General features: G+C 72.1%; 11 protein-coding genes and 1 riboswitch. Of the genes, 4 read left to right on the top strand and 7 right to left on the bottom strand.

All coding sequences use genetic code 11. The annotated features are described in order from the left end of the window. On the top strand, window positions 1–318 hold a 318-nt coding region (locus VGR37_09985), incomplete at its 5' end, for a hypothetical protein (protein ID HEV2147719.1). A 38-nt stretch (window positions 319–356) separates the two neighbouring features. Here the strand turns inward: VGR37_09985 and VGR37_09980 are convergent. The 3 genes from VGR37_09980 to VGR37_09970 all read right to left on the bottom strand — a co-directional run bounded on the left by VGR37_09980 (window position 357) and on the right by VGR37_09970 (window position 4,033). Next, on the bottom strand, window positions 357–707 hold the full coding sequence (locus VGR37_09980) for a hypothetical protein (GenBank protein HEV2147718.1): 351 nt from the start codon (window positions 705–707) through the stop codon (window positions 357–359). A gap of 191 nt (window positions 708–898) precedes the next feature. Next, a complete protein-coding gene (locus VGR37_09975; GenBank protein ID HEV2147717.1) occupies window positions 899–3,226 on the bottom strand; it encodes a DPP IV N-terminal domain-containing protein in 2,328 nt (775 codons plus the stop codon). Between the two features lie 114 nt (window positions 3,227–3,340). Next, a complete protein-coding gene (locus tag VGR37_09970; GenBank protein HEV2147716.1) occupies window positions 3,341–4,033 on the bottom strand; it encodes a hypothetical protein in 693 nt (230 codons plus the stop codon). Window positions 4,034–4,504: 471 nt separating this feature from the next. Here VGR37_09970 and VGR37_09965 point away from each other — a divergent pair, with 471 nt between their 5' ends. After that, complete coding sequence (locus VGR37_09965) at window positions 4,505–4,720, top strand: hypothetical protein (protein HEV2147715.1); 216 nt, start codon at window positions 4,505–4,507, stop codon at window positions 4,718–4,720. Between the two features lie 189 nt (window positions 4,721–4,909). Here VGR37_09965 and VGR37_09960 read toward each other — a convergent pair whose 3' ends face one another. Next, window positions 4,910–19,288, bottom strand: coding sequence for a non-ribosomal peptide synthase/polyketide synthase (locus tag VGR37_09960; GenBank protein ID HEV2147714.1), 14,379 nt, complete (start codon window positions 19,286–19,288; stop codon window positions 4,910–4,912). A gap of 208 nt (window positions 19,289–19,496) precedes the next feature. Here VGR37_09960 and VGR37_09955 point away from each other — a divergent pair, with 208 nt between their 5' ends. After that, window positions 19,497–19,799 (top strand): DUF234 domain-containing protein, encoded by a 303-nt coding sequence (locus VGR37_09955; protein ID HEV2147713.1) that lies wholly within the window; start codon window positions 19,497–19,499, stop codon window positions 19,797–19,799. 256 nt (window positions 19,800–20,055) lie between these two features. Here VGR37_09955 and VGR37_09950 read toward each other — a convergent pair whose 3' ends face one another. The 3 genes from VGR37_09950 to VGR37_09940 form a co-directional block, all read right to left on the bottom strand. Further along, the gene (locus VGR37_09950) at window positions 20,056–22,611 is read right to left on the bottom strand and encodes a M14 family zinc carboxypeptidase (protein ID HEV2147712.1); all 2,556 of its coding nucleotides are present in this window, start codon (window positions 22,609–22,611) and stop codon (window positions 20,056–20,058) included. Window positions 22,612–22,694: 83 nt separating this feature from the next. Beyond that, entirely contained in the window at window positions 22,695–24,041 is a 1,347-nt protein-coding gene (locus VGR37_09945) for a DUF2254 domain-containing protein (protein HEV2147711.1), read from the bottom strand. 67 nt (window positions 24,042–24,108) lie between these two features. Further along, complete coding sequence (locus tag VGR37_09940; protein ID HEV2147710.1) at window positions 24,109–25,125, bottom strand: mechanosensitive ion channel family protein; 1,017 nt, start codon at window positions 25,123–25,125, stop codon at window positions 24,109–24,111. Between the two features lie 104 nt (window positions 25,126–25,229). Next, window positions 25,230–25,416: riboswitch (cobalamin riboswitch) on the top strand. A 116-nt stretch (window positions 25,417–25,532) separates the two neighbouring features. Here VGR37_09940 and VGR37_09935 point away from each other — a divergent pair. Beyond that, a partial coding sequence (locus VGR37_09935; GenBank protein HEV2147709.1) for a cobalamin-binding protein occupies window positions 25,533–26,470 on the top strand: 938 nt, incomplete at its 3' end.

The raw sequence follows: 26,470 nt of genomic DNA, 5'->3' as shown, positions 1-26,470 counted from the left end.
GTGCAGTTCACCCCGCAGGGCACCGTCTTCACCGTGGAGGTGGCGGCCCCGCAGGCGGGCGGCGCCGTGGAGCTGCGGCGCGCGGAGGGCGCCACCGCGACGGCGCAGCAGGTGGGCGGCGGCACGGAGCCGGCGGACCTGCTGGTGCTCCCCTCGGGGGTGCGGATCCGGAACCTCCCCGGCGCCACGGCGGACTACCGGGTCGCGGTGCCGGCGTCCGTCCGGACGGTGCGGGTGCGCGTCGGCGGCGGGCGGGAGACGGTGCTGGCGGCCGAGGAGGTAGAGGCGGGGGCGCGGGTGGAGGTGGGCGGGGGATAGCACCCCGCCCGCGCCGGCCGGGGTCCTGCGCCGTTCCGCTACGGGAGCGCGACCGCCGACACGGCGACCAGGAGCAGAACGACGAGAAGGACCAGGAGAAGTCCCAGGAGCCACCATTTCTGCGAAGGGCGCCGGGGCGGAACGACTTCGGGTGCCGGTCCCCCGGCCCGCAGAACGAAGACGTGGAGCAGTGGGAAGAGATCGTGCGAGGTGAACGCGGTGCCGTAGCCGCCTTTCTCCAGAGGCTCCCTGACGTCCGGCCGCTCGGAGATCCACGCGTCGAGCTCTTCCGGGGTGCGGGCGATCGTCCCTTCCTGGACCATCCGCGACGCCATGGCGCGGGTCGTGGAGCGGACTTCGTCCGGGAACCTGTATCGCGGCGCTCGCATCGAAATCCCCCTGTACGGGTCGGTGTCGCATCTCCTGGATGCAGTCGGCGGACCGGAGAGGCAAACAACACGCCCGGATCGCAGTCGCGGCCTCCGACGCCCCGGGCTCGACCGGCTGGAGCACGACGGCCCCGGCACCGCTCCCGGTGCCGGGGCCGTTCTCTCGCGGTGCCGCAGGCGTCTCTACGCCGCTACGGCATGGCGGGCCGCTTCCCGATCTGGTACTCCTTCGGCGGCTCCGCGCCCATCAGGTGCCGGACGAAGTAGTCCCAGCGGCGGCGGATCATGTAGTTGGTGTCGCGGCCGTACCCGTGGCGCGCGTGCGGGAACACCAGGAGGTCGAAGTCCTTCCCCGCCTTGATGAGCGCATCCACCACCAGCATCGTGTTGTACGGCGGCACGTTGTCGTCCATGGCGCCGTGGGCCAGCAGCAGCTTGCCGCGGAGGTTCTCCGCGTGGGTCTGGTTGGCCTCGTCCGCGTAGTTGTCGGTGTCGCCGGTCTTCACGAGCAGGCCGTGGTAGCGCTCGCCCCAGTCGTCCTCGTAGTTGCGGTTGTCGTGGTTGCCGGACTGCGCGACGCCGACCTTGAAGAAGTCCGGGTGCCGGAACATCGCGGCCGCCGCGGCGAACCCGCCGCCGGAGTGGCCCCAGATGCCGGCCCGGTCGATGTCGATGAAGGGGTAGCGCCGCGCGAGCTCCTTCATCGCCGCGACCTGGTCGGGGAGGGTGTTGTCCCCCAGGCGGCCGTAGTACGCGTCGGCGAAGGCCTTGGAGCGGCCCGGCGTCCCCATGCCGTCGATCTCGACGACGACGAAGCCCAGCTCGGCCAGCGCCTGGGCGTCGCCGCGAGCGGGCGAGAAGCTGCGCGGGCCGACGCTCCCCGCCTGCGGCCCCGGGTAGATGCGGTTGACGATCGGGTACTTCCGGGTGGAGTCGATCGTCGACGGCGTGTACATCAGGCCGTAGAGGTCGGTCGTGCCGTCGCGCGCCTTCATCCGGACGGGCGTGGGCGGCTTCCAGCCGGTGGCGACCAGGCGCGACACGTCCGCGCGCTCCAGTGTCTCCACCAGGCGGCCGTTCATGTCGCGCAGCACCGTGGTTGGCGGCGTGTCGGGCGTGGAGTAGGTGTCCACGAAGTGCCGCCCGTCCGGCGAGACCGAGACGACGTGGTTCGCGTCCTCCGGCGTGAGCAGCCTCTGGCCGCGGCCGTCGAACCCGATCCGGTACAGGTGCTGGAAGTACGGGTCCCGCCCCGGCTCCTTCCCGGAGCCCAGGAAGTAGATGGTCCGCGTCTTCTCGTCCACGCGCACGATCTCGTCCACGTTGCCCTCGCCGCGGGTGATGCGGTTCTTCAGCCGGCCCGTGCGGAGGTCGTACAGGTACAGGTGGATCCAGTTGTCGCGCTGCGACCACCAGATCAGCTCGTTGGACGCGGGGAGCACGCGCCAGAGGTTCTCGGTGAGCGACGCGTCGCCGACCTGGGTCGGCATGCGCTCCTCGAACAGCGTGCGCACCTCGCCGGTCTGCGCGTTCGCGACGCGGAACCAGGCGCTCTTGTGGTCGCGGGAGCTCGACACGAAGGCCAGGTGCGAGCCGTCGGGATACCACTGCACGTCGCAGACGGTGTTGCCGCTGCAGGCGACGTGGTCGGAGACGGTGGAGCGGTGCGCGTCCGGCGGCATCTGCAGGCGCACCACCCGCGGACGCCCGTCGGGGCCCAGGCTGACGATCACGCGGCTGATGCGGAAGATCACGCTGTCGCCGGGGAGCGGGTACTTCCACGACTCCAGGCGCGGGCTGCCGACGTTGGTGGAGACGAGGTGCATGTCGCCCACCCCGCGCCCGTCGTGCTGGAAGGTCGCGATCTGCCGCGAGTCGGGCGACCAGGTGAGGACGGGGTCGTCGCTGTGCGTCCAGCCCGCGTTGTCGGTGGCGTAGCCGAAGTCCTCCACGCCGTCCGTGGTGAGCTGCATCTCGCCGCCGGTCGCGAGGTCCTTCGCCCACAGGTCGTGGTCGCGGATGAACACCGCCCAGCGCCCGTCGGGAGAGACGCTCGAGTGCTCCGGGGCGGGGGACGCGGCGGGCGTGGAGTCCGCAGGCGTGCAGGTGTAGCGCAGGAGGTCGCAGCTCCAGCGGCGGTTCTGCACGTCGACGGTGATCGAGCGGCTGTCCTTGGCGAGCTCGAAGGTCTGGAACGGGAGCCGGTTGCCATCCACGCTGCCGCCGGTCGCGGCGGCGAGCGCCGAGGCGAGCCGCGCCTGGTCGAAGACGGCCTCGCGCGTGCCCCGCACCGGGTCCACGACGAAGTACGCGCTGCCGTTGGGAACGCTGGTGCGGTACCAGAAGCGCCCGTCGGGGAGCCAGGTGGGCCGCACGCCAATGCCCGTGACCAGCGGCGCCGCGGTGGCACCGAGGAACCGCTCGGCCCGGGCGTAGTCCTCGGCCGTGAGCTGGCGCGGCTGCTGGGCGGCGAGCGGCGCGGCGAGCAGCAGGAGAAGGACGGCAGCGTGAATGCGCATGTGAATCGGACCAGAGAGTGAAGGTGCGAGCGCGCCGGCCGGCGGGCGCGCCGCGGGCGGACGGTGAAGATGTGGGGACCCGCGCGGGGGATCAAGTCGCGTACCGCGCCGCCGCTACCGCGCGAAGAAGAGCCAGTCGGTCGTGTCCTCGTCGATCAGCGCGTTGTGGAAGTGCACGGGCTCGATCCGCACCTCCGCGAAGACCTGCCGGAGCGCTGAAGCGAACGGAGAGCTTTCCGCGTAGGACCACACCCCGAGGACCCCGCCGGGCGCAAGATGCCGGCGCGCCCGCTCCAGCCCCTCCACCGTGTAGAAGCCGCCGTTGGCGTCGCTGAGCTGATCGTCGGGCGCGTGGTCGACGTCGATCAGGATCACGTCGTACCGCTGCGACGGTGGGTCCGCGAGCCGCGCGTAGACGTCGCCCGCCACCGTCGCAAAGCGCGGGTCAGCTTTCAGCTCCGCGGAGAGTGGCACCAGGTCCCGCTCCAGCCAGTGGACCACCTCCGGGAGGAACTCCACCACCTCCACGCTCGCGACCCGCGGAGACCTGAGTGCGGCGTGCGCGGTGTACCCGAGCCCGAGCCCTCCCACGAGCACCTTCAGCTCCGCGCCCGCGTGCATCGCCAGGGCGGACGTGGAGAGGGCCCGCTCGGACGCCGTGTTGTAGCTGCTCATGAGGAAGGCGTGGTTCAGCGTGACTTCCGTCACCACGGTCCCGGGCGCCGACAGCAGCTCCCGCCGGCGCAGGCAGAGCGGACCCAGCGGCGTCTCCTCGTAGGCGAGGATCTGGAGGTTCGACGGCGTCATGGCTGCCTGGCTGGCGTGTGCAGAGGGACCTTGGTGGAGTGGTCCTCGTCGCGGAGGCGGTCCCGGCCAACCTACGTCGACCGTCGGCGATAAGGTAGCCTCACGGGAGAGAGAAGCAGCCATCCACTCCTCCAGCGCGAAGCCGAGCTCAAGGGGGATGCCGGGCCGTCGGCATCCTCTTTGGGTGCTCGGCCCGCGAGCCGGGCGACCTGGGAGTTTACGACCACGCGCCTTGTAGATAGAGCGTGTTGAAGAACGGCTTCGAAGCAAGGCGCAGGCGCACCACACTGTAAAGCCCCATCGAGAAACAGCTTACCACTTCAGCTGGCACGTATCCCGCAGATCAGCGCTACAGGCGGCGTGACAAACGGTACATTCAGGGCCGCTGGCATGCCGAGACGGCGACAAGCGGGCGAGCGGCTGTTGCGGCCGCGGCCACAGCAGCAGATCGCCGAATCCTCGTTCATGAGAATGCCCCCGTTGAGAGGGATCAGCGGCCTCCTCCAGCTGGAAGCGCTGCGAGCACACCTGGGCTACCCGCGCGTGCACCAGGGTCGCCTCGACGCGCCGGACTACCAGGCGGCCCTCCGCGAGTTCAACTCGCGATACGTGTGGCTGCGGCCGGTGCAGGTGGACGTGGACAGCCCCGCCGTCACCATGAACATGGTGGATTCGGGCCAACGGTGACCTGGCGGAGGGCAGGGGCGTCCGCCTACGTCCGATCGGGAGCTCCGAAGCCGGAACCCGCCGCCGGCAGTACCGGCGTCGTCCTCCTGGCGGCGGTGCCGGCCCCGGATGGCGGCCGCGATCCCTCCCCCGGGCACGGAAATGACGTCTTCCTGGCCCAGGCGTTCGTCCACGCTCCAGCCCGCTGCATCAGCTCCGCCAGCCCGATTCCGCCGTGGAGCTGGCCGTACCCGTTTCGCGGCAGTGCGCGATCAGGCACCGCAGCGCCTCCAGGTACCGGCCTGCGAGCCGCTCTACCGTTTCCTGGCGGTAGATCCCTCGGTCGTATCTCCAGTGCACATGGAGACGACCGTCCACGATGCTTGCGCCCACGGACAGGGGATGCGGGCGGTGGTTCTTGTCCGCCACGTCCAGGCCCCTGGGTCCGTCGGTGAAGCGGACCCGCAGCCCCGGAGCCAGCCCCTGGTCGAACTGGCCGAGGTAGTTGAACACGATCCTGGGCTCCGGCTGTGCGGCCAGCGCGCGACGCACCTCCACGTCCGGGCTCAGGTAGCGCAGCACGCCGTAGCCGACCCCCTGCGCCGGGACCGCAAGCAGCTGCTCCTTCACCCGGCTGAGCCGCTCGCCGATGCCGACTGCGCCCGCGGTGTCCAGCACGACGGGGTAAATGCTCGTGAACCAGCCGACCGACCGGGTGAGGTCCAACCCCGGGCCCACCTCCTCGGCCCGGCCGTGCCCCTCCAGGGCCAATCGCGTCCGCGAGCTCCCCGTCCACTCCCCCACCGCGTCCACCAGGGCGCAAAGCAGCACGTCGTTGATCTGCGTCCGGTAGACGGCGGGAACCTCCTGCAGGAGGGCGCGCGTCTCCTCCGCCCCGAGCTGCACCGCCACCTCGCGCGCGCTCTCGATGGTCTGCTCGCCCTCGCCGTCCACCGGAAGGGGGGGGATTCCCTCCGGCCCCTGCGCCAGCCAGTAGCCGGCCTGCCCCCGGGCGGCGTCGCCGGCCGCGTATGCCACCAGCGATGCCGCCCACTTCTGGAACGAAGCGCTCCGGGGGCCCAGGTCGATCGTCTTGCCGGCCTCCGCTTGCGCGCACGCCCGGTCCAGGTCCTCGCGGATGAGCCGCCAGGAGACGCCGTCCACCACCAGGTGGTGCAGCACCAGGAAAAGGACGCGGCCCTCCTCGCCATGGTCGAAGAGCACCGCGCGCCCCAGAGGTCCGTGCTCCAGATCCAGGCTCGCCTGCCGCCGGCCGGTGATCTCGCCCTGCACGCGCTGCCGCTCTTCGCGCGAGACGCTCGACAGGTCGATCCTCTCCAGCTCGATCCCGACCTCTTCCCCGTACCATTGCTCCCACCCCGAGTCCGTCTGCCGGAAGCGCAGGCGCAGCGCGTCGTGATGACCCAGCACGGCGTAAACGGCGGCTTCCAGCACCGCGTCGGGAACCGCCGGATCCACCCCCAGCAGGACCGACAGGTTGTGGTGCCAGGGCACGGCGTGCCCCCGTTTGAAGAACGCCGCCTGGATCGGGGTCAGCGTGACGGCGCCTTTGGGGTGCCCCCCCTCCGCCGCGCGTGCCTCCGCTTCATCCCTCCGCCCGGCAACCGCGGCCAGCCGGGTGATGGTGTGGTGCTCCAGCATCTGCCGCGGGGTGATCTCCACCCCGGCCCAGCGCGCCCGTGACACCACCTGGATGGCGAGAATGCTGTCGCCGCCCAGTTCGAAGAAGCTTTCCTCCACTCCCACCCGCTCCAGGCCCAGCACCTCGGCCCAGATCTCCGCCAGCGTTTCCTCCACCGGCGTGCGGGGTGCCACGTACCGCGCCACCGCCCTGTACTCGGGTGCCGGCAGGGTACGGGGATCGAACTTCCCCGTCGACGTGTGCGGCAGCGAATCCAGCCGCACGAACGCCCCCGGCACCATGTACTCCGGCACGCTCCGCCTCAGGTGCTCCCGCAGCGAGCCCGCGTCCGCCTCCCCCACCACGTACGCCACCAGGCGCCGGTCTCCAGGCCGGTCCTCCCGCAGGACCACCAGGCATCCGGAGACCTGCTCGTGCCGCCGCAGGGTCGCCTCGATCTCCCCCAGTTCCACGCGGTAGCCGCGCACCTTGACCTGGTTGTCGGTGCGCCCCAGGATCAGCAGGTTCCCGTCCGCCTGCCACCGCGCTCGGTCTCCCGTCCGGTACATGCGCGCACCGGCCCCCGCGAAGGGGTCGGGGACGAACTTCTCGGCCGAGAGCCCCGGCCGCCCCAGGTAGCCGCGCGCCACCCCCGCCCCCCCGATGTACAGTTCCCCGCCCACCCCGGCCGGCACCGGCTCCATGTGCCTGTCGAGAACGTAGAAGCGAAGGTTCTGGATGGGGCCGCCCACCGGCACCGGACCCGCCCGGTGCACCCCGTTCGGCAGCAGGTACGCCGAGCACCCCACCACCGTCTCCGTGGGGCCGTATTCGTTCATCAGCCGCACGCCCGGCGCGTGCTCCTGCATGAACAGCGTCGTCTCGGCCGAGAGGAAGTCCGCCCCCACCACCAGCGTCCTGGCCGCCGCCTGCGCCTCCTCGGGCGTGAGCAGCGGGGTGAGCAGCGACAGGTGCGTGGGTGTGATCTTGATGAGCCCGAAGCCAGGCCTTTCGCGCAGCACCTCGGCGAGCGCGTCCACGGGAGAGTCCTCGCGGAGGAAGCGCACCGGGCGGCCGGCGAAGAGCGGGAGCAGGTTGGTGATGGTCAGGTCCACGGCCATCGAGGAGAAGACCGGGGCACCGCTGCCCTGGTCGGCCCCGTAGAAGCGCACCCCCCAGTCGATGTAGTTGCACACCCCCCGGTGGTGCATTGCCACGCCCTTGGGGCGGCCCGTGCTCCCGGAGGTGTAGATCACGTAGCAGAGGTTTTCCGGGCCCGCCCCGCTCCGCGGGGCCCGGGTGCACTCCGCCGCGATCCGCGCCCACTCCCGGTCCACGCAGACCACCCGCACCTCCTCCAGCCCCGGCAGGCGATCGCGCAGCCTCTCCTGCGTCAGCAGCACCGCGACGCCGGAGTCGGCCAGCACGTAGCGGATCCGCTCGCCCGGGTGGGCGGGATCGAGGGGGACGTATGCCCCGCCCGCCTTCATCACGCCCAGGGTGCAGACCATCAACTCCAGGCTGCGCTCCAGGCAGAGCCCCACCCGCACCTCCGGCCCGACTCCCATGCGCGCCAGGTGGTGAGCGACCTGGTTGGCGCGCGCATCGAGCTCCGCGAACGTGAGGCTCCGGCCCTCGTAGACCACCGCCACGGCCTCCGGAGTGCGCTCCGCCTGTCGCTCGAAGACCTCGTGGATGCACAGCTCCGCGGGGTACCTCGCCTCGGTGCGGTTCCACTCCTCCACCACCAGCCGCCGCTCGGCAGGACCGAGAAGCGCCAGCCCGGACAGCCGGAGGCCGGCGTCGTCCGCCACCTGCTCCAGAAGCCGCGCCAGGTGCTCCAGCATCCTCTCGATGGTGCTCCCGTCGAACAGCTCGGTGCGGAAGAGCAGGGATCCGGCCAGCCGCTCCCCGTCGTCCACCATCTCCAGGCTCAGGTCGAACTTGGCGGCCTGTCCGGCACCCTCCATCCGCGCGGCACCGAGCCCGCCCAGTCGAAGCGCCTCCCGTGCGGGCACCTGGAGCGCGAACAGCACCTGAAAGAGCGGGGTGACGGCGGGGCTTCGCTCCGGCTGCAGGGCGTCCACCAGCTTCTCGAACGGAAGGTCCTGGTGCGCGTGCCCCTCCAGCACGCTCTCGCGCGCCCGGCCGAGCGCCTCCCGGAAGGAGGGATCGTCCGAGAAGCGGGTGCGCAGCGCCAGCAGGTTGACGAAGAACCCGATGACGTTCTCGACCACCCCCTGCGTCCGCCCGGCCGCCGGCGTTCCCACCACCACGTCTTCCTCGCCCGACCAGCGGGAGAGGAGTTCCTGGAAGGCGGCCAGGAGCGTCATGAACAGCGTGGCCCCTTCCCGCCGCGAGAGCGCGCGGAGAGCGTGCGACACCTCCGGGGAGAGCACGAACGAGCGACTCCCTGCCCGGTCGCCGAGGAAGGGGAGGCGGGGCCGGTCCGTGGGGAGGTCCAGCAGCGGCGGGGCTCCGGCCAGTTGCCGCCTCCAGTAGCCCAGGTGCTCCTCCAGGACCTCCCCGGAAAGCCCGCCCCGCTGCCAGGTGGCGTAGTCCGCGTACTGCACCGGCAGGTCGGGGAGTACCGGGGTGCGCTTCTCGAGGCCCGCCGTGTAGAGCTCCGAGAGGTCCCGCACCAGGACCTCCTGCGACCAGCCGTCGGTGACGATGTGGTGCAGGGTGAAGAGCACCACGTCCTCGGCTTCGCCGGTCCGCAGCACGCGCACGCGCAGGAGGGGACCGGAAGCGAGGTCGAAGGGATCCACCGACTCCTCCCGCACCAGGCGTGCGACCTCGGCCTCCAGCGCACCCGCGGCGAGGCGCCGCATGTCCGTCACGAGCGGGAGGACCGGCGCTGCCGGGAGGACCCGCTGCACCGGGACGCCGCGGTCGGCAGGGAAGACGGTGCGCAGGGTCTCGTGCCTCCGCACCAGCGCGGTGAGCGCCCGCCCCAGCACCTCCACGTCCAGTCCGCCGACGAGACGCAGCGCATACGGCATGTTGTAGGCGGCGCTCTCCGGGTCCATCTGGTGCACCACCCAGAGGCGCTGCTGCGCGAACGAGAGGGGGAAGGCAGCCCCCCGCGCGATCTCCGCCCGGAGCTTCCGGGCCAGGAGAAGGCGCTTCTCCTCCAGCGGGAGCTCGGCGTGCCCCGCGGATGCCGGGCCGACACCGTCGGGCCTCCTTGCGGTCGAGGGACCGCCCAGCCGCCGATCCACCTCTTCCTCCGGCATCCTGTCCAGGCGCGCGAGGACCGCCTCGGCGCGCTCCCCGGGCACGATGGGAGGGGTCGGGACCGCCCATCCGGCAGCCCGCTCGATCTCCGGCGCCAGCGCGGCGACGGTCGGGTGCTCGAAAATGCTCCGCAGCGGCATCTCTGCCCCGAACACCTGACGCACCAGCGCCTGCATGCGGATCGCCAGGAGCGAGTGCCCGCCGATCTCGAAGAAGTTGTCGTGGGCACCGACCCTCTCCAGCCGCAGCACTTCCGCCCAGATCGTGGCCAGGTTCTCCTCCGCCGGTGTGCGCGGTGCCGCGAACGACGCCTCCGCGCGGCCGTACTCCGGAGCGGGGAGCGCCCTCAGGTCGACCTTGCCGTTGGCGTTCAGCGGAAGCCGCTCCAGCAGGATGATGGCGCCCGGCACCATGTACTCCGGCAGCCGGGCTCCCAGGCTCGCCCGCAGCGCCGCGGCCGCGAGCCCCGCCCCCTCCTCGGCGGTCACGTACGCGGCGAGCCGCTTCTGCCCCGGCGCGTCCTCCCGAGCCGTAACCAGCGCCTGGCGCACCCCGTCCTGCTCCAGGAGGACGGCCTCGATCTCGCCGGGCTCGATGCGGAACCCGCGGATCTTGACCTGCTGGTCCACGCGGCCCAGGAACTCCAGTTCCCCGGCCGGCAGCCACCGCACCCGGTCTCCCGTGCGGTACAGGCGGCCCCCCGCCGCGCCGAACGCGTCCGGGATGAAGCGCTCCGCCGTCAGCTCCGGCCGCCCCAGGTAGCCCCGTGCCACCCCCGCGCCGCCGAGGTACAGCTCCCCCGACACGCCCACCGGCACTGGCTGCCCCTGCCTGTCCAGCACGTACGCCCGCGCGTTCCCCACGGGGCGCCCAATCCCGATCTTCCGCCCCGGCTCCACGCGGCCCGCCACCGCGTTGACCGTCGCCTCCGTCGGCCCGTACAGATTCCAGACTTCCACCTGCGGAAAGCTCCGGAAGGTCTCCTCCACCAGGTTCCTGGGCAGCGCCTCGCCCCCCAGCAGGAGCACGCGCAACTCGCTCCACGCGTGCTGCGATCCTTCCTGCTCCAGAAGCGCCTGCCATAGCGAGGGCACGCAGTTCAGCGCGAGACCCTGCCGCCCCGCCACCGCACGCGCCAGTGCCCCGGCATCGTGCACCGTATCTTCGGCCAGGATCCACACCGCCGCCCCCTGCAGCAGCGGACCCAATACCTGCTTCAGGGAAGCGTCGAAGGACGGCGATGTCGTGGCCGGCAGGCTTTCCACGCGCTCCGAGAGCAGCGCGCGCCGCACCCACCCCAGGTGGCTTGCCACGCTGCGGTGCGAGACGCACACCCCCTTGGGTCTGCCGGTCGAGCCGGAGGTGTAGAGCACATACGCCAGGTTCTCCGGGCTGACGCCGCTGGTCGGCGCCGCATCGCTCTCGCGCCCGATCTCGTGCCAGTCCGCGTCCAGGCGCAGGAGCTGCGCGACTGATCCATCGAGGAGATCGGCAGTCCGCGCTTGGGTCAGCACCACCGGAGCCGCAGCGTCATGAACCATGTGTGCGAGCCGCTCGGCCGGGTTCTTGGGGTCGAGCGGGACGTAGGCGCCGCCGGCCTTGAGGACCCCCAGGATGGCCACGATCAGCTCCACGCCGCGCTCCAGGCACAGGCCCACCCGCACATCGGGTCCGATACCCCTGCGCTGGAGGGAGTGCGCCAGCTGGTTGGCCCGGCGCTCCAGTTGGGCGTAGGTCAGTACCTCGTCCTCGAAGACCACGGCGGGCGCACCGGGCGTGCGCGCCGACTGCTCCGCGATGAGCTCGTGGACGCATCGCTGCGGAAACTCGGCCGCGGTGTCGTTCCAGCTCTCCAGCACCTGCGTGCGCTCGTAGCCACGCAGCAGCGGCACCTCGGAAAGCCGCCGCCGCGGGTCGGCCGCAAGGGACTCCAGCAGCACCTCGAGATGCCCCGCCAGGCGCGCCATCGTCCCGGCCTCGAACAGCGCCGGCCGGTAGACGAGCATCCCGCCCAATCCTTCGCCCGCGTCCGTGAACACCATGTTGAGGTCGAACCTGGCGATGCCTGCTCCTCCCTGCCCGAACGCCTCCACGGCAAGGTCTCCCAGGCCCAGCCGCTCGTCGCGTGTGTCGGAGCGGTTCAGCGCGAAGGTGACCTGGAAGATGGGCGTGTGGGTGAGGCTGCGCTCCGCGCCCAGGTCCTCCACCAGCCGCTCGAAGGGCAGCTCCTGGTGGTCGTACGCCCCCAGCGCCGCCTCCCGCACCCGCCCCAGCAGCTCGCTCCACGTGGGGTCCCCCCCCAGCTCCGCGCGCAGCGCCAGCATGTTCACGAAGAAGCCGATCAGCCCCTCCGTCTCGCGCCGGGTCCGCCCCGCGACCGGGCTGCCCACCACCACGTCCTCCTGCCCCGCGTAGCGAGCCAGCAGCGCCTGCCACCCCGCCAGCAGCGTCATGAACAGCGTCGCTCCCCCGCGCCGCGAGAGCGCACGCAGCCCATCCGACAGCTCAGGCGACAGGACGAAGCCGTGGCTCCCCGCACGCGGGCTCTGCCCCAGCGCGCGCGGCCGGTCCGTGAGAATCTCCAGCAGCGGTGGCGCTCCAGCCAGGCGCGCCCGCCAGTACGACAGCTGCTCCTCCAGGGTCGCCCCGCTCATCCACTCCCGCTGCCACACAGCGTAGTCGGCGTACTGGATCGGCAGCTCCGCCAGGTGCGGGGTCTCCCCCCGGCTGAATGCGCCGTAAAGCAGCGAGACCTCGCGCACCAGCACGTCCATGCTCCAGCCGTCGCTGACGACGTGGTGCAGCGTGAACAGCACCACGTGCTCCTCGCTCCCCAGGCGCAGCAGCGTGCTCCGCAGCAGCGGCCCCCGCGACAGGTCGAAGGGACGCAGCGCCTCCGCTGCGGCAAGCCGCTGCGCCTCCGCTTCCCGCCGCGCTTGCGGCAGGTCCCCCAGGTCCAGCACCGGCAGCGCCACCGAGGCGGGATCGTGGATGACCTGCACCGGCTCGCCGTCCTTCTCCGCGAAGACCGTGCGCAGCGTCTCATGCCGCCGCGCCAGCGCGTCCAGGCTGGCCCGCAGCGCCCCCAGCTGCAGCCTTCCACGCAGCCGCAGCGCGTACGGCATGTTGTACGCGGCGCTGCCTGGCTCCAGCTGGTCCACCACCCACAGCCGCTGCTGCGCGAACGACAGCGGCAGCGGCGACCCGTCGCGGGCCACCCTCACCAGCGGCGGCGTCTGCGTCCCCTCGCCCCCGGCCTGCAGGAGGCCGATGCGCACCGCCAGCCCGGCCACCGTGGGCGCCTCGAAGATCGCCCGCAGCGGCGGCTCCACCCCGAACGCCTGCCTCACCCGGGAGACCACCCGCGTCGCTAGCAGCGAGTGCCCGCCCAGTGCGAAGAAGTCGTCCTCCGCCCCGGCGCGCTCCACCCCCAGCACGTCCGCGTAGATCCCCGCCAGCATCTCCTCTGCCGGCGTGCGCGGCGCAACGTACGCGTCCTCGCTCCGCTCGGGGGCCGGCAGTGCGCGCCGGTCCACCTTGCCGTTGGGGGTGAGCGGCAGTGCCTCCAGCACCACCACCGCGGCGGGCACCATGTGCTCCGGGAGCCGCTCCCGCAACCTCGCCCGCAGCGCGGCCACGTCCAGCTCCGCGCCCTCTCCCGCCACGTACGCCACCAGCCTCCGGTCCCCCTCTGCTCCGCGCACCACCACCACCGCGTCACGCACCCCGTTCTGCTCCCGCAGTACGGACTCGATCTCGCCCGGTTCGATGCGGAAGCCGCGCACCTTGGCCTGGAAGTCCACGCGCCCCAGGTACTCCAGGTTGCCGTCAGCCAGCCAGCGCACCCGGTCCCCGGTACGGTACATGCGCTCTGACCCCAGCTCCGCGAACGGGTTCTCCACGAATGCCGCCCGCGTCCTCTCCGGGTCGTTCAGGTATCCCGCCGCCAGGCACGCCCCTGACAGGTACAGCTCCCCGGGCACCTGCACCGGGACCAGCCGCCGCCGCTCATCCAGCACCAGCGCCTGCGTGTTGGAGATGGGCCGGCCGATGGGGATGCGCCCGCCTTCATCGTCCGTGACCCGGTAGCAGACGCAGCCGATGCTCGCCTCCGTGGGGCCGTACAGGTTCACCACCGCCACTCCAGGGAAGTGCCTCATGAAGGCGTAGGTGGTCCCCGGTGTGATCTGCTCCCCGCCCACGACGACCGCACGCAGCGATTCCAGGCTGCGCCGCGCCTCCTCGTCCCGTAACAGCCACGGGACCAGCACGTTGAACACGGAGGGGACGAAGTCCGTCATCGTAACCCGCTGCTCCTGGATCAGCGCCGTCAGCGGTCCGGCCGCGAGAACATCGTCGGAGGCCGGGAGCACCGTACGCCCGCCGCCGGTGAGCGGCCAGAACAGCTGCCACACGGCGCTGTCGAAGACGTGCCGGGTGGTCTGCAGCACCGCCGCGGCGGCCTCGCGTCCGAAGTACTCGTCCATCCACCGGAACCGGTTGGCGATTCCCCGGTGCGGGACCACCACCCCTTTCGGCTTCCCCGTGGAGCCGGAGGTGTAAATGACGTAGATGGGGTCCTCGGGGCCCACGCGGACCGCGGTGTGGGGCGCACCGTCGGCGTCTTCGGGGTCGCGGAGGTCCAGGCGCAGGAAGGAGCGGCCCAACTCGGCCTCGGTGAAGGGCGCGTCGCGGCCCACCAGAACCACGTCGCACCCCAGGTCGTCGAGGATCTCGCGCACGCGGGCCGCCGGCCACCGCACGTCCAGAGGGGAGAAGGCCGCTCCGGCTTTCATCACCCCGAGCATGGCGAGGGGGACCTCCAGGCCCCGCTCCATCAGCACGGGGACGTAGCTACCGAGCCCGATCCCGCGCCGCGCCAGCAGTACGGCGAGGCGATCGGCGAGGCGGTCCAGCTCCCCATAGGTCACGTGCTCGGCGCCGCAGACGGCCGCCACGGCTCCGGGCGTCCGGCGGGCCTGCTCCTCCACCAGGTCGTGGATGCAGTCCAGCGGGTATTCCCGCCCGGTGGCGTTCCACTCCAGCAGCACCCGGGCGCGCTCCTCGTCCGTGAGGAAGGTGACCCCAGCGGCCGGACGAGCGGCATCCTCGACGAGCGCCTCCACCAGGCGGGCGAAGTGCGCCGCCATCCGCTTCATGGTCGCCTCGTCCCACAGCCCGGCGCGGTAGGAGAGCGAGCCGGCGAAGCCCTGCTCGTCCTCCCCGAGGCCGAGCGTCAGGTCGAACTTGGCGATCTCCCCGCCGTCGGCCGCCAGAGGCTCCATCTCCAGCTCGCCCATGCGCAGCCCGCCCCGCTCGTTGTTCTGCAGGACAAACATCGCCTGGAACAGCGGCGAGTGCGCCAGGCTCCGCTCCGGCGCCAGCTCCTCGACCAGGCGCTCGAAGGGGATCTCCTGGTGCTGGTACGCGCCCAGCGTCGTCTCCCGCACCCGACCCAGCAGCTCCTGGAAGCTCACGTCGCCGGAGAGGTCGGTGCGCAGCACGAGGGTGTTGACGAAGAAGCCGATCAGCGGCTCCGTCTCCAGCCGCGTGCGTCCGGCGATGGGCGTGCCCACGCTGACGTCCTCCTGCCCCGCGTAGCGCGCCAGGAGGAGCTGCCAGGCCGCGAGCAGCGTCATGAACGCCGTCGCTCCCTCGCGCCGCGAGAGCGCACGCAGCCCGGCAGAGACGTCCGCGGGGAGCTCGACGCGGACGATCCCGCCGCGAGGGTCCTGCACCTGTGGGCGCGGCCGGTCCGTCGGAAGCTCCAGCAGGGGCGGCGCGCCGGCCAGCTTGTCGCGCCAGTAGCCGAGCTTGGTCTCCAGCGTCTCCCCCGTCAGCCAGCCGCGCTGCCAGGCGGCGTAGTCGGCATACTGCACCGGCAGCTCCGGAAGCTGCGCCTCCCGCCCCTCCGCCAGCGCATCGTAGAGCGCCGAGACCTCGCCGATCAGCACGCCGATGGACCAGCCGTCGGAGACGATGTGGTGCATCGTGAAGAGCACCCCCCACTCCGCCTCGTCCAGCCGCACCGCGGACACGCGCAGCAGCGGACCCGTGGCCAGGTCGAACGGCAGCGCCGCCTCCTCCGATACGAGCCGGAGGACCTCCACCTCGCGCGACTCCGCAGGCAAGCTCCGCAGGTCGGTGACCGGCAGGGCGACCGGGGCCGCGTCCCGGATCACCTGCACCGGCTCCCCGTCCACAGTGGCGAAGACGGTGCGCAGCGTCTCGTGGCGCCGGACGATCTCCGTCAGGCTCCGCTCGAGCACCGCCGGGTCGAAGCGGCCCCGCAGGCGCAGCGCAAAAGGCATGTTGTACGCGGCGCTGCCCGGCTCCAGCCGGTCGATGAACCACAGCCGCTGCTGCGCGAACGACAGCGGCGCCGGCGACCCGTCGCGGGCCACCCTCACCAGCGGCGGCGTCTGCGTCCCCTTGCCCCCGGCCTGGAGGAGGCCGATGCGCACCGCCAGCCCGGCCACCGTGGGCGCCTCGAAGATCGCCCGCAGCGGCAGCTCCACCCCGAACGCCTGCCTCACCCGGGAGACCACCCGCGTCGCCAGCAGCGAGTGCCCGCCCAGTGCGAAGAAGTCGTCCTCCGCCCCCACCCGCTCCACCCGCAGCACCTCGCCCCAGATCCCCGCCAGAATCTCCTCCGCCGGGGTCCGCGGCGCCACGAAGTCCTCCGCCGACGACCGCTCCGGCGCCGGCAGCGCCCGCCGCGCCACCTTTCCGCTGGGAGTCAGGGGAAGCCTCTCCAGTACCACGAACGCCCCTGGCACCATGTACTCCGGCAGGCTCGCCTTAAGGTGCGCGCGCAGCTCCGTCGGTGACGCCTCGGCCCCCTCGGCCGCCACCACGTAGCCCACCAGCCGCTTCTCCCCCGGCGCGTCCTCCCGCACCACCACCACGGCCTCCCGCACCTCGGGGTGGCGCTCCAGCGCCGCCTCCACCTCGCCCGGCTCGATCCGGAAGCCGCGCACCTTGACCTGCTCGTCTACGCGCCCCAGAAACTCCAGCGTGCCGCCGGCCAACCAGCGCACCCGGTCCCCCGTCCGGTACAGCCGCGCCCCGCCGGCTGCCGAGAGCGGGTCCGGGAGGAAGCGCTCCGCCGTGAGGTCCGGCCGGCTCAGGTAGCCGCGCGCCAGGCTCACCCCACCCAGGTACAGCTCCCCTGGCACGCCCACCGGCGCCGGCTCGCCGCGGCCGTCCAGCACGTAGCACCGCGTGTTGGCGACCGGCACCCCGATGCTCGGCAGCAGCGGCCACTCCGCCGGGTCGCCCGCCAGCGCAAGCGAGGTGACCACGTGCGTCTCGGACGGGCCGTATTGGTTGTACAGCGGCGCCCCCAGCACGCCCATCCAGCGCCGCAGCGGAGCGCTTACCCGCAGCTGCTCGCCGGCGGTCACCACCTCCCGCAGCGCAGCCGGCGCCCGCCCCTGCGCGTCCGCCACCTCCGCCAGGTTCTGCAGGGCGACGGCCGGCATGAACAGCCGCTCCACCCCCTCGCGCTCGATCGTCTCCAGGATCGCCGCCGGGTCATAGCGCGTCTCTTCCCCGATCAGCACCACCCGTCCTCCCGTGCTCCACGCCGAAAAGATCTCCTGGAACGACACGTCGAAGCTGATGGTGGCGAACTGGAGCGTCGCGGCGGGGACCGGCGCGCGCCAGTCGCGCTCCTGCCAGGCGAGCAGGTTGACCAGCGGCCGGTGCGGCATCGCCACGCCCTTGGGCAGCCCGGTGGAACCCGAGGTGTAGATGACATAGGCCAGCGACTCCGGCAGCGCGCCGCCAACCACACGCTCCCCGCTCTCCGCCTCGATCCGCTCCTTGTCCGCGTCCACCCGCACCACCGCGGCGGCCGAGGCGGGGAGCTGCCCCGCCAGCGACGCCTGCGTCAGCAGCACCGGCGCGGCGGAGCTCTCCAGCATGTACGCCAGGCGATCCGCCGGATACTCGGGGTCCAGCGGCACGTAGGCGGCGCCGGCCTTGAGGATGCCCAGCAGGGCCACCATCATTTCCGGACCGCGCTCCAGGCACAGGCCCACGCACGTGTCCGGACCGACGCCGCGGCCGCGGAGGAAACGCGCGAGCCGGTTGGCGCGCGTGTCGAGCTGCGCGTAGGTGAGGGTGCCGTCGGCGTACACGACCGCCACGGCCGCGGGGGTGCGGTCCGCCTGCGCCTCGAACAGCTGGTGCACGCACAGCTCGCGCGGATACTCGGCCTCGGTGGCGTTCCACCCTTCCACCACCTGCTCGCGCTCCTCCTCGCCCAGCAGCTCCACCCCTGAGAGCCGGCGCTCCGGGTCGGTCACCGCCCCCTTCAGCAGCCGCACCAGGTGCTCGAGCATCCGCTCCGCCGTGGCCGCGTCGAAGAGCTCCTTCCGGTAAGTCAGCATCCCCTGGAGTTCCTCGCCGCTCTCCTCCAGGGCCAGCGAGAGGTCGAACATCGCCATCGACCCGCCGCCCTGCACCTGGGTCAGCGATGCCTCGCCCAGCCGCATCCGCTCCGCCGGTCTGGTGTTCTGCAGCACCAGCGTCACCTGGAAGAGCGGGGTCTGCGTCAGGCTCCGCTCAGGTGCCAGCGCCTCCACCAGGCGTTCGAAGGGAAGGTCCTGGTGTGCAAATGCCCCTAGCATCACCTCCCGCACCCGTCCCAGAAGCTTCCGGAACGAAGGATTGCCGGAGAGGTCGACTCTCAGTGCGAGCGTGTTGACGAAGAAGCCGATCAGCCCCTCCAGCTCGGGGCGCGTCCGCCCGTTAATGGGGGAGCCGACCGTCACGTCCTCCTGCCCCGAGTACCTGGAGAGGAGCGCCTGCATCCCGGCCAGGATCACCATGAACAGCGTGGCTCCCTCGCGCCGCCCCAGCTTCCGGAGCCCCTCCCCGAGCTCCGCCGGGAACGCGATCCGGTGAAACCCCGCGAGCCCCCCGGAGCCTGCCGAACGGGGGCGGTCGGTGGGGAGTTCCAGTACCGGCGGGGCGCCCGCCAGTCGCTCTCGCCACCAGGCGAGTTGAGCTTCGACGACTTCCTGCGTGAGGCGCTCCCGCTGCCACACGGCGTAGTCCGCGTATTGCAGCGGAAGCTCGGGAAGGGCCGGACCGCTCCGGTCGAGCGAAGACGCGTACAGGGCGGAAAGCTCCCGCGCCATCACGCCCATCGACCAGCCGTCACTGACGATGTGGTGCAGCTGGAAGACGAGCCCCCATTCCCGCTCTTCCAGGCGGAGCAGGAATACGCGCAGCAGAGGACCCCGCTCCAGGTCGAACGGGCGCGCCGCCTCCCTCGCGAACAGCCGGTGCATCTCGCGATTCCGCACCGTGGCCGGGAGGCCGCACAGATCCCCCACTGGAACCCGCTGCGGTGCCGGCGGGAGCACCACCTGCACCGGGTCCCCTTCGCGCTCATGGAAGACGGTGCGCAGCGCCTGATGCCGGCGTACCAGCTCGGTAATTGCCCGCTCCAGCACCGGAACGTGCACCGGGCCCTGCACGTGCAGGGGGAACGCGAGGTTGTACGCGGTGCTCCTCGGGTCCAGTTGGTTCAGGAACCAGAGGCGCTGCTGGGGAAAGGAGAGCGGAGCGGGGCCGGTGCCGGTCCTTCGCGGGATCGCGGCAGGTAAAAGCTCCGGTCCGCGCATCTCTCGAAGTCGTAAGTGCAGCCGCGCGAGCTGTTCGGGGGTCAGGTCCGCGAGCCCTTTCACGCTCATAGCTCTTCCTGAGGTGTGTTTCGCAGCCGATCTCGCGTCCAAAGCCCTTGCGGACTTCGGGTTGGTCTGCAGCATCACGGTGCAAAGGCCAGCAGAGCCCTCTGCAGCCCGCGGTATGGAAGAGTGCAGATGCGGAAGGATCACTGCCTTCCTGTGGATCGGTTCCGGGCAGTCTCCAAAGTAATCCGTTCGACCATGGCGTCAAGCATTGTCTTTTTCTAAGCCGTACAGAGGGGACTCTTCTACAATCCCTCAGGACAAGCGCGTCTGTGCCCCTCAGGGATCAGGTACACGAAGGCGGGGCGCGCCCGGGGCCGGGCGGACGAACCGGATCCCGTTCGCTCCGCTCCGCGTCGGCAAGTGCTGGAACGCGGACTCGCGGAACGAGATCGACGTGGTCGCGACCGGGGGTGACGGAGTGCTCCTGCTCGGCGAGTGCAAGTGGGGGATGGTCCGGCCGTGCGACCTGGAGACGCTGCAGGCCCGGCCGATTCAATCGCGCGGGAGCTGACGGGGATGCGGACGATACACTTTGTGCTGTTCTCCGGGGAGGAGCTGCCGCCGGAGCTGCAGGCCGAGGTGAGAGCCGGGCGGGTGCTCCATTTCTCACCGGAAGACCTGTACCGTTGATGAGCGTCGCCTGGAGTTCACAACCACGCGCCCTGCAGCGCGATGGCCTCGACACCGGTTCAGGTGTCGAGGCCATCATTTCGCAGGCCCTGGTGATGTCTGCGCCAGCCAGGACAATGGGTGGGCCGCAGGGAGTTTTACCTGCGATACAGCGCGTTGAAGAACGGCTTGAACGTCTCGTGTGCCTGGGCCCGGTACTGCGGCCGGAACCCGAACATCACCACCGTCCCCCGCCCCACCTGCGCCTCCACCACCGCCGCCTTCCCGGCGATCCGCTCCTCGCCCTGGGAGTACCCGCTGAGCAGGATGTCGCGCTCCGGGTAGCGCGCCACCACCGTGACCCCCGGCGTGCCGGGCGCCACCTCTAGCACCGGGCTGCGCGTGTAATTGACGGCGGACTCCTCCGGCATCCCCCACGCCACCGGGTGCGAGGCGTCCCACCGGACCCGCAGCAGCGACCCCGGCGCGTACCACCGGGCGGCGTCGGCCGTATCCTGCGCGGCGTTCACGTCGCGCACCGGGATCCCCAGGTCACGGATCCCGAGCTCCACCGCGCGGTCCAGCAGCACCAGCGTCCCGCCCTCCTCCACGAAGCGCCGCAGCGCCGCGGCGCCCGGCTGCCCCAGCCCGCCCGCGTAGTCCGGGTGCGCGCGCCGCGGCCCCTGCATCAGGTCGCGGTACGATTCCGAGGGGATCACGATGGCGTCGAACCGGTCGTTCAGCCCGCCCGCGCGCACCTGCGCGTCGTGCAGGGTGTCGAAGGGGACTCCCCAGCGCTCGAAGACCCAGCGCGTCCACCCCTCGTCCATGGACGCGGTCCAGGGCTTGTAGAGTCCCACCCGCAGCCGCCGCATCTCCGCGCCGGAGGCCGGCTCGCCGACGCCCACCGCGTCCACCCCCCACTCCCCCGTCCAGCGCGCCAGCCGCGAGGAAAGGTCGTCCACCCCGGAAACCACCGGCGCCCCAGCGGGCCAGGTGCGCCCCCCGCCCACGGCCAGCGGCTCGCGCAGGAAGACCACGCGCCCGCCCTCCCGCACCACCTCGTGGACGGCGCGGTGGGTGTTGTTCATCCGCGGGTCCAGCGCGTACGCCGGACCCGGGTCGATCACGGTGCCCGGGCGGACGCGGACCGAGTCGATGCGGGCCAGCGAATGCGTGGGGAAGGGCTCCGCCACCTCGCGCACGTCCACCCCCATCTGCATCCCCAGGGTCCACCCCGCCACGTCGTACGGCACCTCCGGGGGGCCGCCCGGGTAGCGCCGCCGTTCCGGATAGCGCTGCGGCTCCAGCAGGTCCTTGGCGTGCGCGCGGAAGGGCTGGGCCATGAGCACCACCCGCGTCCCCGCGGAGTACGTCTCGCCGCCCGCCCGGAAGGGGAGCCGCGCCTCGTGCACCTCCACCCCGCCCCTGCGCAGCGTCTGGAGGAGCTCGGCCGCGGAGCCCGGGTCGCGCTGGTCGGCGGGGACGACGAAGGCGAAGGGGCCGCCCGCCTCGCCCGCGCGCACCTGCTTGCGCGCCAGCGCCACCAGGTTGCGGACGAAGTCCTCGCGCTGCCGGTGCATCAGCCGCACCAGCGACTTCGCCGCGATCAGCTCGTACTCCACGATGTCGCGCGGGCGCCACTCGCCCCCCGCCCAGGGCTCCGGGTACATGGAGCCGGTCCGCGGCTGCCGGAGCGAGTCCGGGTGCTGGCGGATGGGGTCGCCGTAGTCCGCGCTGGCCGCTTCGGAAAGGATCCCCACCGTGTTGTGCCGCGCGGGGACGGTGCGCCCGCCGCCGTGCCACCACAGGTCGAAGGTCTCCTGGTGCGACACCCCGGTCTTCCCCGCCTCGGCCAGGTCCAGCGCCATCTGCGTCCCCACCACGTTGGTCATCCGCACGATCAGCGGGTCCACGTTGGGGTTCAGCGGGTCGGCGAAGGGAGGGATGAAGAAGCGGGCGCCGCGGTTCCCCATCTGGTGCACGTCGAAGACGACCTGCGGGAACCAGCGCTCGTACAGCACCCGGGTGACCGCCTGCGTCTCCGGCTGCGTCACCATGAAGAAGTCGCGGTTGTTGTCGTGCCCCACGTAGTGGTGGTACAGCCAGGGCATCGCCGCGCCGGAGGCCGGGGTGTTGCGGGTGCGCAGCCACCAGTCGCGGGTGATGTCCAGCCCGTCCGGGTTCATCCCCGGCACCAGGAGCACCACCACGTCCTGCAGCGCCCGTCCCAGCGCGGGGTCGGTGGCCAGGTCGTGCGCCAGCTCCATGGACATCTGTGTGGCCATGATCTCGTTGCCGTGCAGCGAGGCCCCGATGAAGACCACGGCGGGCTGGGTGCGGACCACCCGGTCGATCTCCGCCTGGGGGACGCCGCGCGGGTCGGCGAGGCGCGCCTGGCTGCGGCGGATCTCCGCGAGCCGCGCCATGTTGGCCGGCGAGGTGATGGTCGCCATCACCATCGGGCGGCCCAGCGCCGTGCGCCCGATGGTGTCGAGGCGCACCTTCGCGGAGGCGCGGTCCAGGCGGCCGAAGTAGTCCACGATCTGCGCCCAGTCGGCCAGGCGACCGTCGGCGCCGGGGCGGAAGCCCAGCACACGCTCGGGCGAGGGCGCCGCCGCGGGCACCGCGGCCCGCTGCTGCGCCGGGAGCGGGGCGGCCCCGAGGGTGAGGCAGAGGCCGAGCAGGGCGGCGGACGGACGGAGTGCGTGCATCAAAGATCGGAGGGCGCGTGTTCGGAAAACGGATGAAGGGAGGATTTAACCCCGCCCGGGAGCCCCGCGCAACCTGGCACCGCTCACCCCGGGTGCACCTCCGCGCCCCGCTCCAGCGCCTGGAGCACCGCGTCGAAGCGCTCGTCCACGTCGCGGAGGTCCCACGGCTCCTCCACCCCGGCGTGCGCGGCGCGGTGCACCATCACGGCGTGCCGGCGGATCGACTCGCGCGCCCGCTCGTCCGTGGCGTGTGCGCCCAGCACCGCCAGCGTCTCCAGGATGCGGATCAGCACCGCCGGGACCCGCCCGGCGTTCTGCCGCAGCTGGTCGAAGGCCGCGTCCATCACCCCCTCGAAGGAATTGGGGTTGGTGATCACGCGGAGCTGCCCGCCGTCGTCGTAGCGGAAGCCGTCGGGGAAGCGGCAGCGCGCCAGCCGGAGGAGGCGCGCTCCCATCTGGTCGATGCAGGTGACGGCGGTGAAGGGGTCGTTCAGGCCGGGGGAGAGGGCGCGCACCGCGATCTCCACCATCTGCCGCACGGCGAACTCCACGTCCTGCGTGGGGGTGCGCTCCGGCCCCAGGATCAGCGCTTCGTTGATCTTCTCCGCCAGGCCGGCGTCCAGCCGGTCGGCGGGCCACACCCGCGCCAGCTCCGCGCCCTCGAAGACGAAGTGCCCCGGACGCGGGAGGAGCCGAACCAGCACGTCGCGCTCCCTCGCCCGGTCGATCAGCTTCTCCACGTCCACGGCCTGCAGGTACCCCGTCCCGGAGGAGGAGACAGGGGCCGCCTCGTCGCCGAAGCGGGGCGGCACGTCGCGCACGGAGTCCCGCTCCGGCGCCGGCCGGCCCAGCGAGGAAGGGAACATCCGCTCGATGGTGGCGTCCATCTCGCGCGCCACCGAGGCGACCGCGTGCGGGGCCTGGATCAGGAGGGCGACGTGGTGCACGAAGTAGATCAGCACCCCCAGCGCCGCGGCGGCCAGCAGCACGCCCACGGTGACCGACACCTCGGGGACGAAGGCGTCGAAGTCGTCCCCGTCGCCCCGGATGGTCCGCAGCACCACCAGCGAGTACAGGTAGGTGGCGGTGAAGGTGCCGAGCACGACCTGGCTCGGGCGGTCCCCCATGAAGTTGCGCAGGATGCGCGGGCCGAGCTGCGACGAGGCCAGGCTGAGCACCACGATGGTGATGGAGAGCACCACCCCGGCCACGGTGATCATGGAGCCGGCCACCGTCGCCAGCAGCTCTCGGGCGCCGTCCGCCCCGCCGGTGTAGACCCACCCCACGTCCCGGAGCACCTCCGGCCCCAGCCCCCGGTCCACCGCCAGCATCGCGAGGGCGAGGACGACCGAGAGCACGGCCATCAGGGTAGGGACGAACCAGTAGCTCGCGCTGACGCTCTCCCAGAGCTTCGTGAGCCTGATGCGCATGTGTGCGGCCGGGTGGGCGTGGAGGGGGAGCCTTCGCCGCGCGACGCGCAAGCGGCGTTCCGCGGTCTCAGCGCCTCCCGGCGCCGCCCCCGTCGCGCGAGGGCTCCCCGTCGGCGGACCCGACGTCGCCGGCCCGCCCCGCGACCTCGCGCAGCGCGGCGGACACCTTCGCGGAGCGCGGCACGTCGCCCCGGCCGGCGGGCCATCCCTCCCGCTGCCTGGAGCGGTCGCCGTCCGTCTCCTCCGTCTGGTCGTGGAAGAGCACCTGCTGGGTCGGGAAGGGGAGGTCGATTCCTTCCGCCACCAGGCGGTCCTTGACCGCCGCGAGCACACGGTCCTGCACCTGGAGCACGTCGGCGCGCTGCGGGTGCGACCACCAGCGGACGCGCAGGTTCACGGAGAAGTCCGCCAGCGCCACCACCAGCACGTCCGGCGCGGGGTCGGCCAAAACCCCCTCGATACCGCACACGGCCTGGAGCACCACCTCGCGCGCCCGGTCCACGTCGTCGCCGTAGCCGATCCCCACGTCGTACTGGGAGCGGCGGGCCTGGAAGGCGGTGTTGACCGTCACCTTGTCCGTGTACAGGTCTGCGTTGGGGATGACCACCCGCCGGCCTTCGTAGGTGCGGATCAGCGTCGCGCGGGTCTGGATCTCCTCCACCCGCCCCTCGAAGTCGCCCACCACGATCTCGTCGCCCACCTCGAAAGGCCGCGTCAGCAGGATGAGGATCCCCGCCAGGAAGTTCTGGAAGATGTCCTTGAAGGCGAAGCCGATGGCCACGCCGCTCACCCCCAGCAGGGTGATCAGGTCCCCCGGCTTGAACGAGGGGAAGAGGATGGTGACGGCCACCAGCAGCCCCACCAGGACCATGGCCCACTGGGCGAGCCGCCCCAGCACCATCCCCAGCGCGTGGTGCTCGCCGCGCCGCTCGTTCATCCGGCGCACCAGCCGCCGTACCCAGCGCCCCACCAGGAAGAAGAGGGCGAAGGCCACCAGCGCGATGGCGAGGTTGGGGAGGAGGCGGACGACGTCGCTCCCGATCTCCCGGATCTGGGCCAGGGCCGCGGACAGGTCGAGCTCCATGGGGTCTCGCGTTCGGAGTTGGAGGTGAACGAACCTTGGACACCCCAGGCAAAGGTCGTTCCGCACCGGCACTTGCCCGCCCGGCACCCGTCCGCTACCTTGAAGTCTCCATAAGCGAAGGGGGCCTTTAGGAAGCCGGTGCGACTCCGGCGCGGCCCCGCCACTGTAAGAGGCCCGGCGCTTCGGCGCCGGTCCGGCCCGCTCAGAAGCCACTGGGAGCCCGCGCGGCTCCCGGGAAGGCGAGCGAAGCTGCCTCGAGCCAGGAGACCGGCCCCCTCGCTCCCGCACGAAAACCCCTCGCGGGAGGGGAGCGGGGTCCGATTCCGGTGCTCCGTGCCCTCTCTTCCGGGCCGTGCGCCCGCTTCGCACCCGTTCTCTTCCCCCGTTTTCCGGGAAGGACGGGTTTTTTGTCGTCTGCGATCTGGATCCGCCGCGCGCGGGGAGCGCTCCTCCCCCTGCTCACCGTCCTCCTCGCCGCCTGTGGCGGCGGGGACGATGCCGCGCGCACCTCCTCCGCCGCCCCCGCGGACAGCGCCGTCGCGGTCGTCGACGACGCGGGGCGGACCGTGCGCCTCCCCCGCCCCGCGCGCCGCGTCGTCTCCCTGATCCCCAGCGCCACCGAGACGCTGCTCGCCATCGGCGCGGGCGACCGCCTGGTGGGGCGCACCGACTTCGACAAGGGCCCCGGGCTGGACTCGCTCCCCTCCGTGGGCGGAGGGATGGACCCGTCGCTGGAGGCGGTGCTGGCGCTCCGCCCGGAGCTGGTGCTGAGCTGGGGCCGGCGCGGCGATGCGCGGGTCCGCACCCGGCTGGAGGAGCTGGGAGTCCCCGTGTTCACCGTGGACGTCAACGACACGGCGGACGTCTTCCGGACCATGCGGAACCTGGGCGTGCTCACCGGGCGGGAGCGCGCCGCGGACTCCCTGGCCACTGCGCTGCGGGGCGAGCTGGCGGAGGTGCGCGCGTCGGTGGCGGGGCGGAGCGAGCCCTCGGTGTTCTTCCTGGTGTGGAACGACCCGCCGATGACCGCGGGGCCCGGGACCTTCATCTCGCAGCTCCTGGGCGTGGCCGGCGGGCGCAACGTCTTCGCCGACGTGAGCGCCGACTGGCCCAACGTGTCGCTGGAGGAGATCGTCCGCCGCCAGCCGGACTACCTGGTCCTGCCGCAGGGGGAGAAGGGCGGCGCGCACGACGTGAGCCGGCTCCGCACCGCCCCGGGGTGGCGGGAGCTGCGGGCCATGCGGGAGGGGCGCGTCGTCACCATCCCCGCCGACCTGATGAACCGCCCCGGCCCGCGCCTGGGCGAGGCCGCCCGCCGGCTCCGCGACGGCCTGCACCCCGGCGC

The organism is Longimicrobiaceae bacterium (assembly GCA_035936415.1).
In the GTDB taxonomy this organism is placed as follows: domain Bacteria; phylum Gemmatimonadota; class Gemmatimonadetes; order Longimicrobiales; family Longimicrobiaceae; genus JAFAYN01.
This window is presented reverse-complemented; position numbering and strand designations above follow the sequence as displayed.

Coding starts and splice junctions, on each gene's coding strand:
- VGR37_09980 (HEV2147718.1), bottom strand. CDS start 707: ATGCGAGCGCCGCGATACAGGTTCCCGGACGAAGTCCGCTCCACGACC.
- VGR37_09950 (HEV2147712.1), bottom strand. CDS start 22,611: ATGCACGCACTCCGTCCGTCCGCCGCCCTGCTCGGCCTCTGCCTCACC.
- VGR37_09945 (HEV2147711.1), bottom strand. CDS start 24,041: ATGCGCATCAGGCTCACGAAGCTCTGGGAGAGCGTCAGCGCGAGCTAC.
- VGR37_09960 (HEV2147714.1), bottom strand. CDS start 19,288: ATGAGCGTGAAAGGGCTCGCGGACCTGACCCCCGAACAGCTCGCGCGG.
- VGR37_09965 (HEV2147715.1), top strand. CDS start 4,505: ATGCCCCCGTTGAGAGGGATCAGCGGCCTCCTCCAGCTGGAAGCGCTG.
- VGR37_09970 (HEV2147716.1), bottom strand. CDS start 4,033: ATGACGCCGTCGAACCTCCAGATCCTCGCCTACGAGGAGACGCCGCTG.
- VGR37_09940 (HEV2147710.1), bottom strand. CDS start 25,125: ATGGAGCTCGACCTGTCCGCGGCCCTGGCCCAGATCCGGGAGATCGGG.
- VGR37_09975 (HEV2147717.1), bottom strand. CDS start 3,226: ATGCGCATTCACGCTGCCGTCCTTCTCCTGCTGCTCGCCGCGCCGCTC.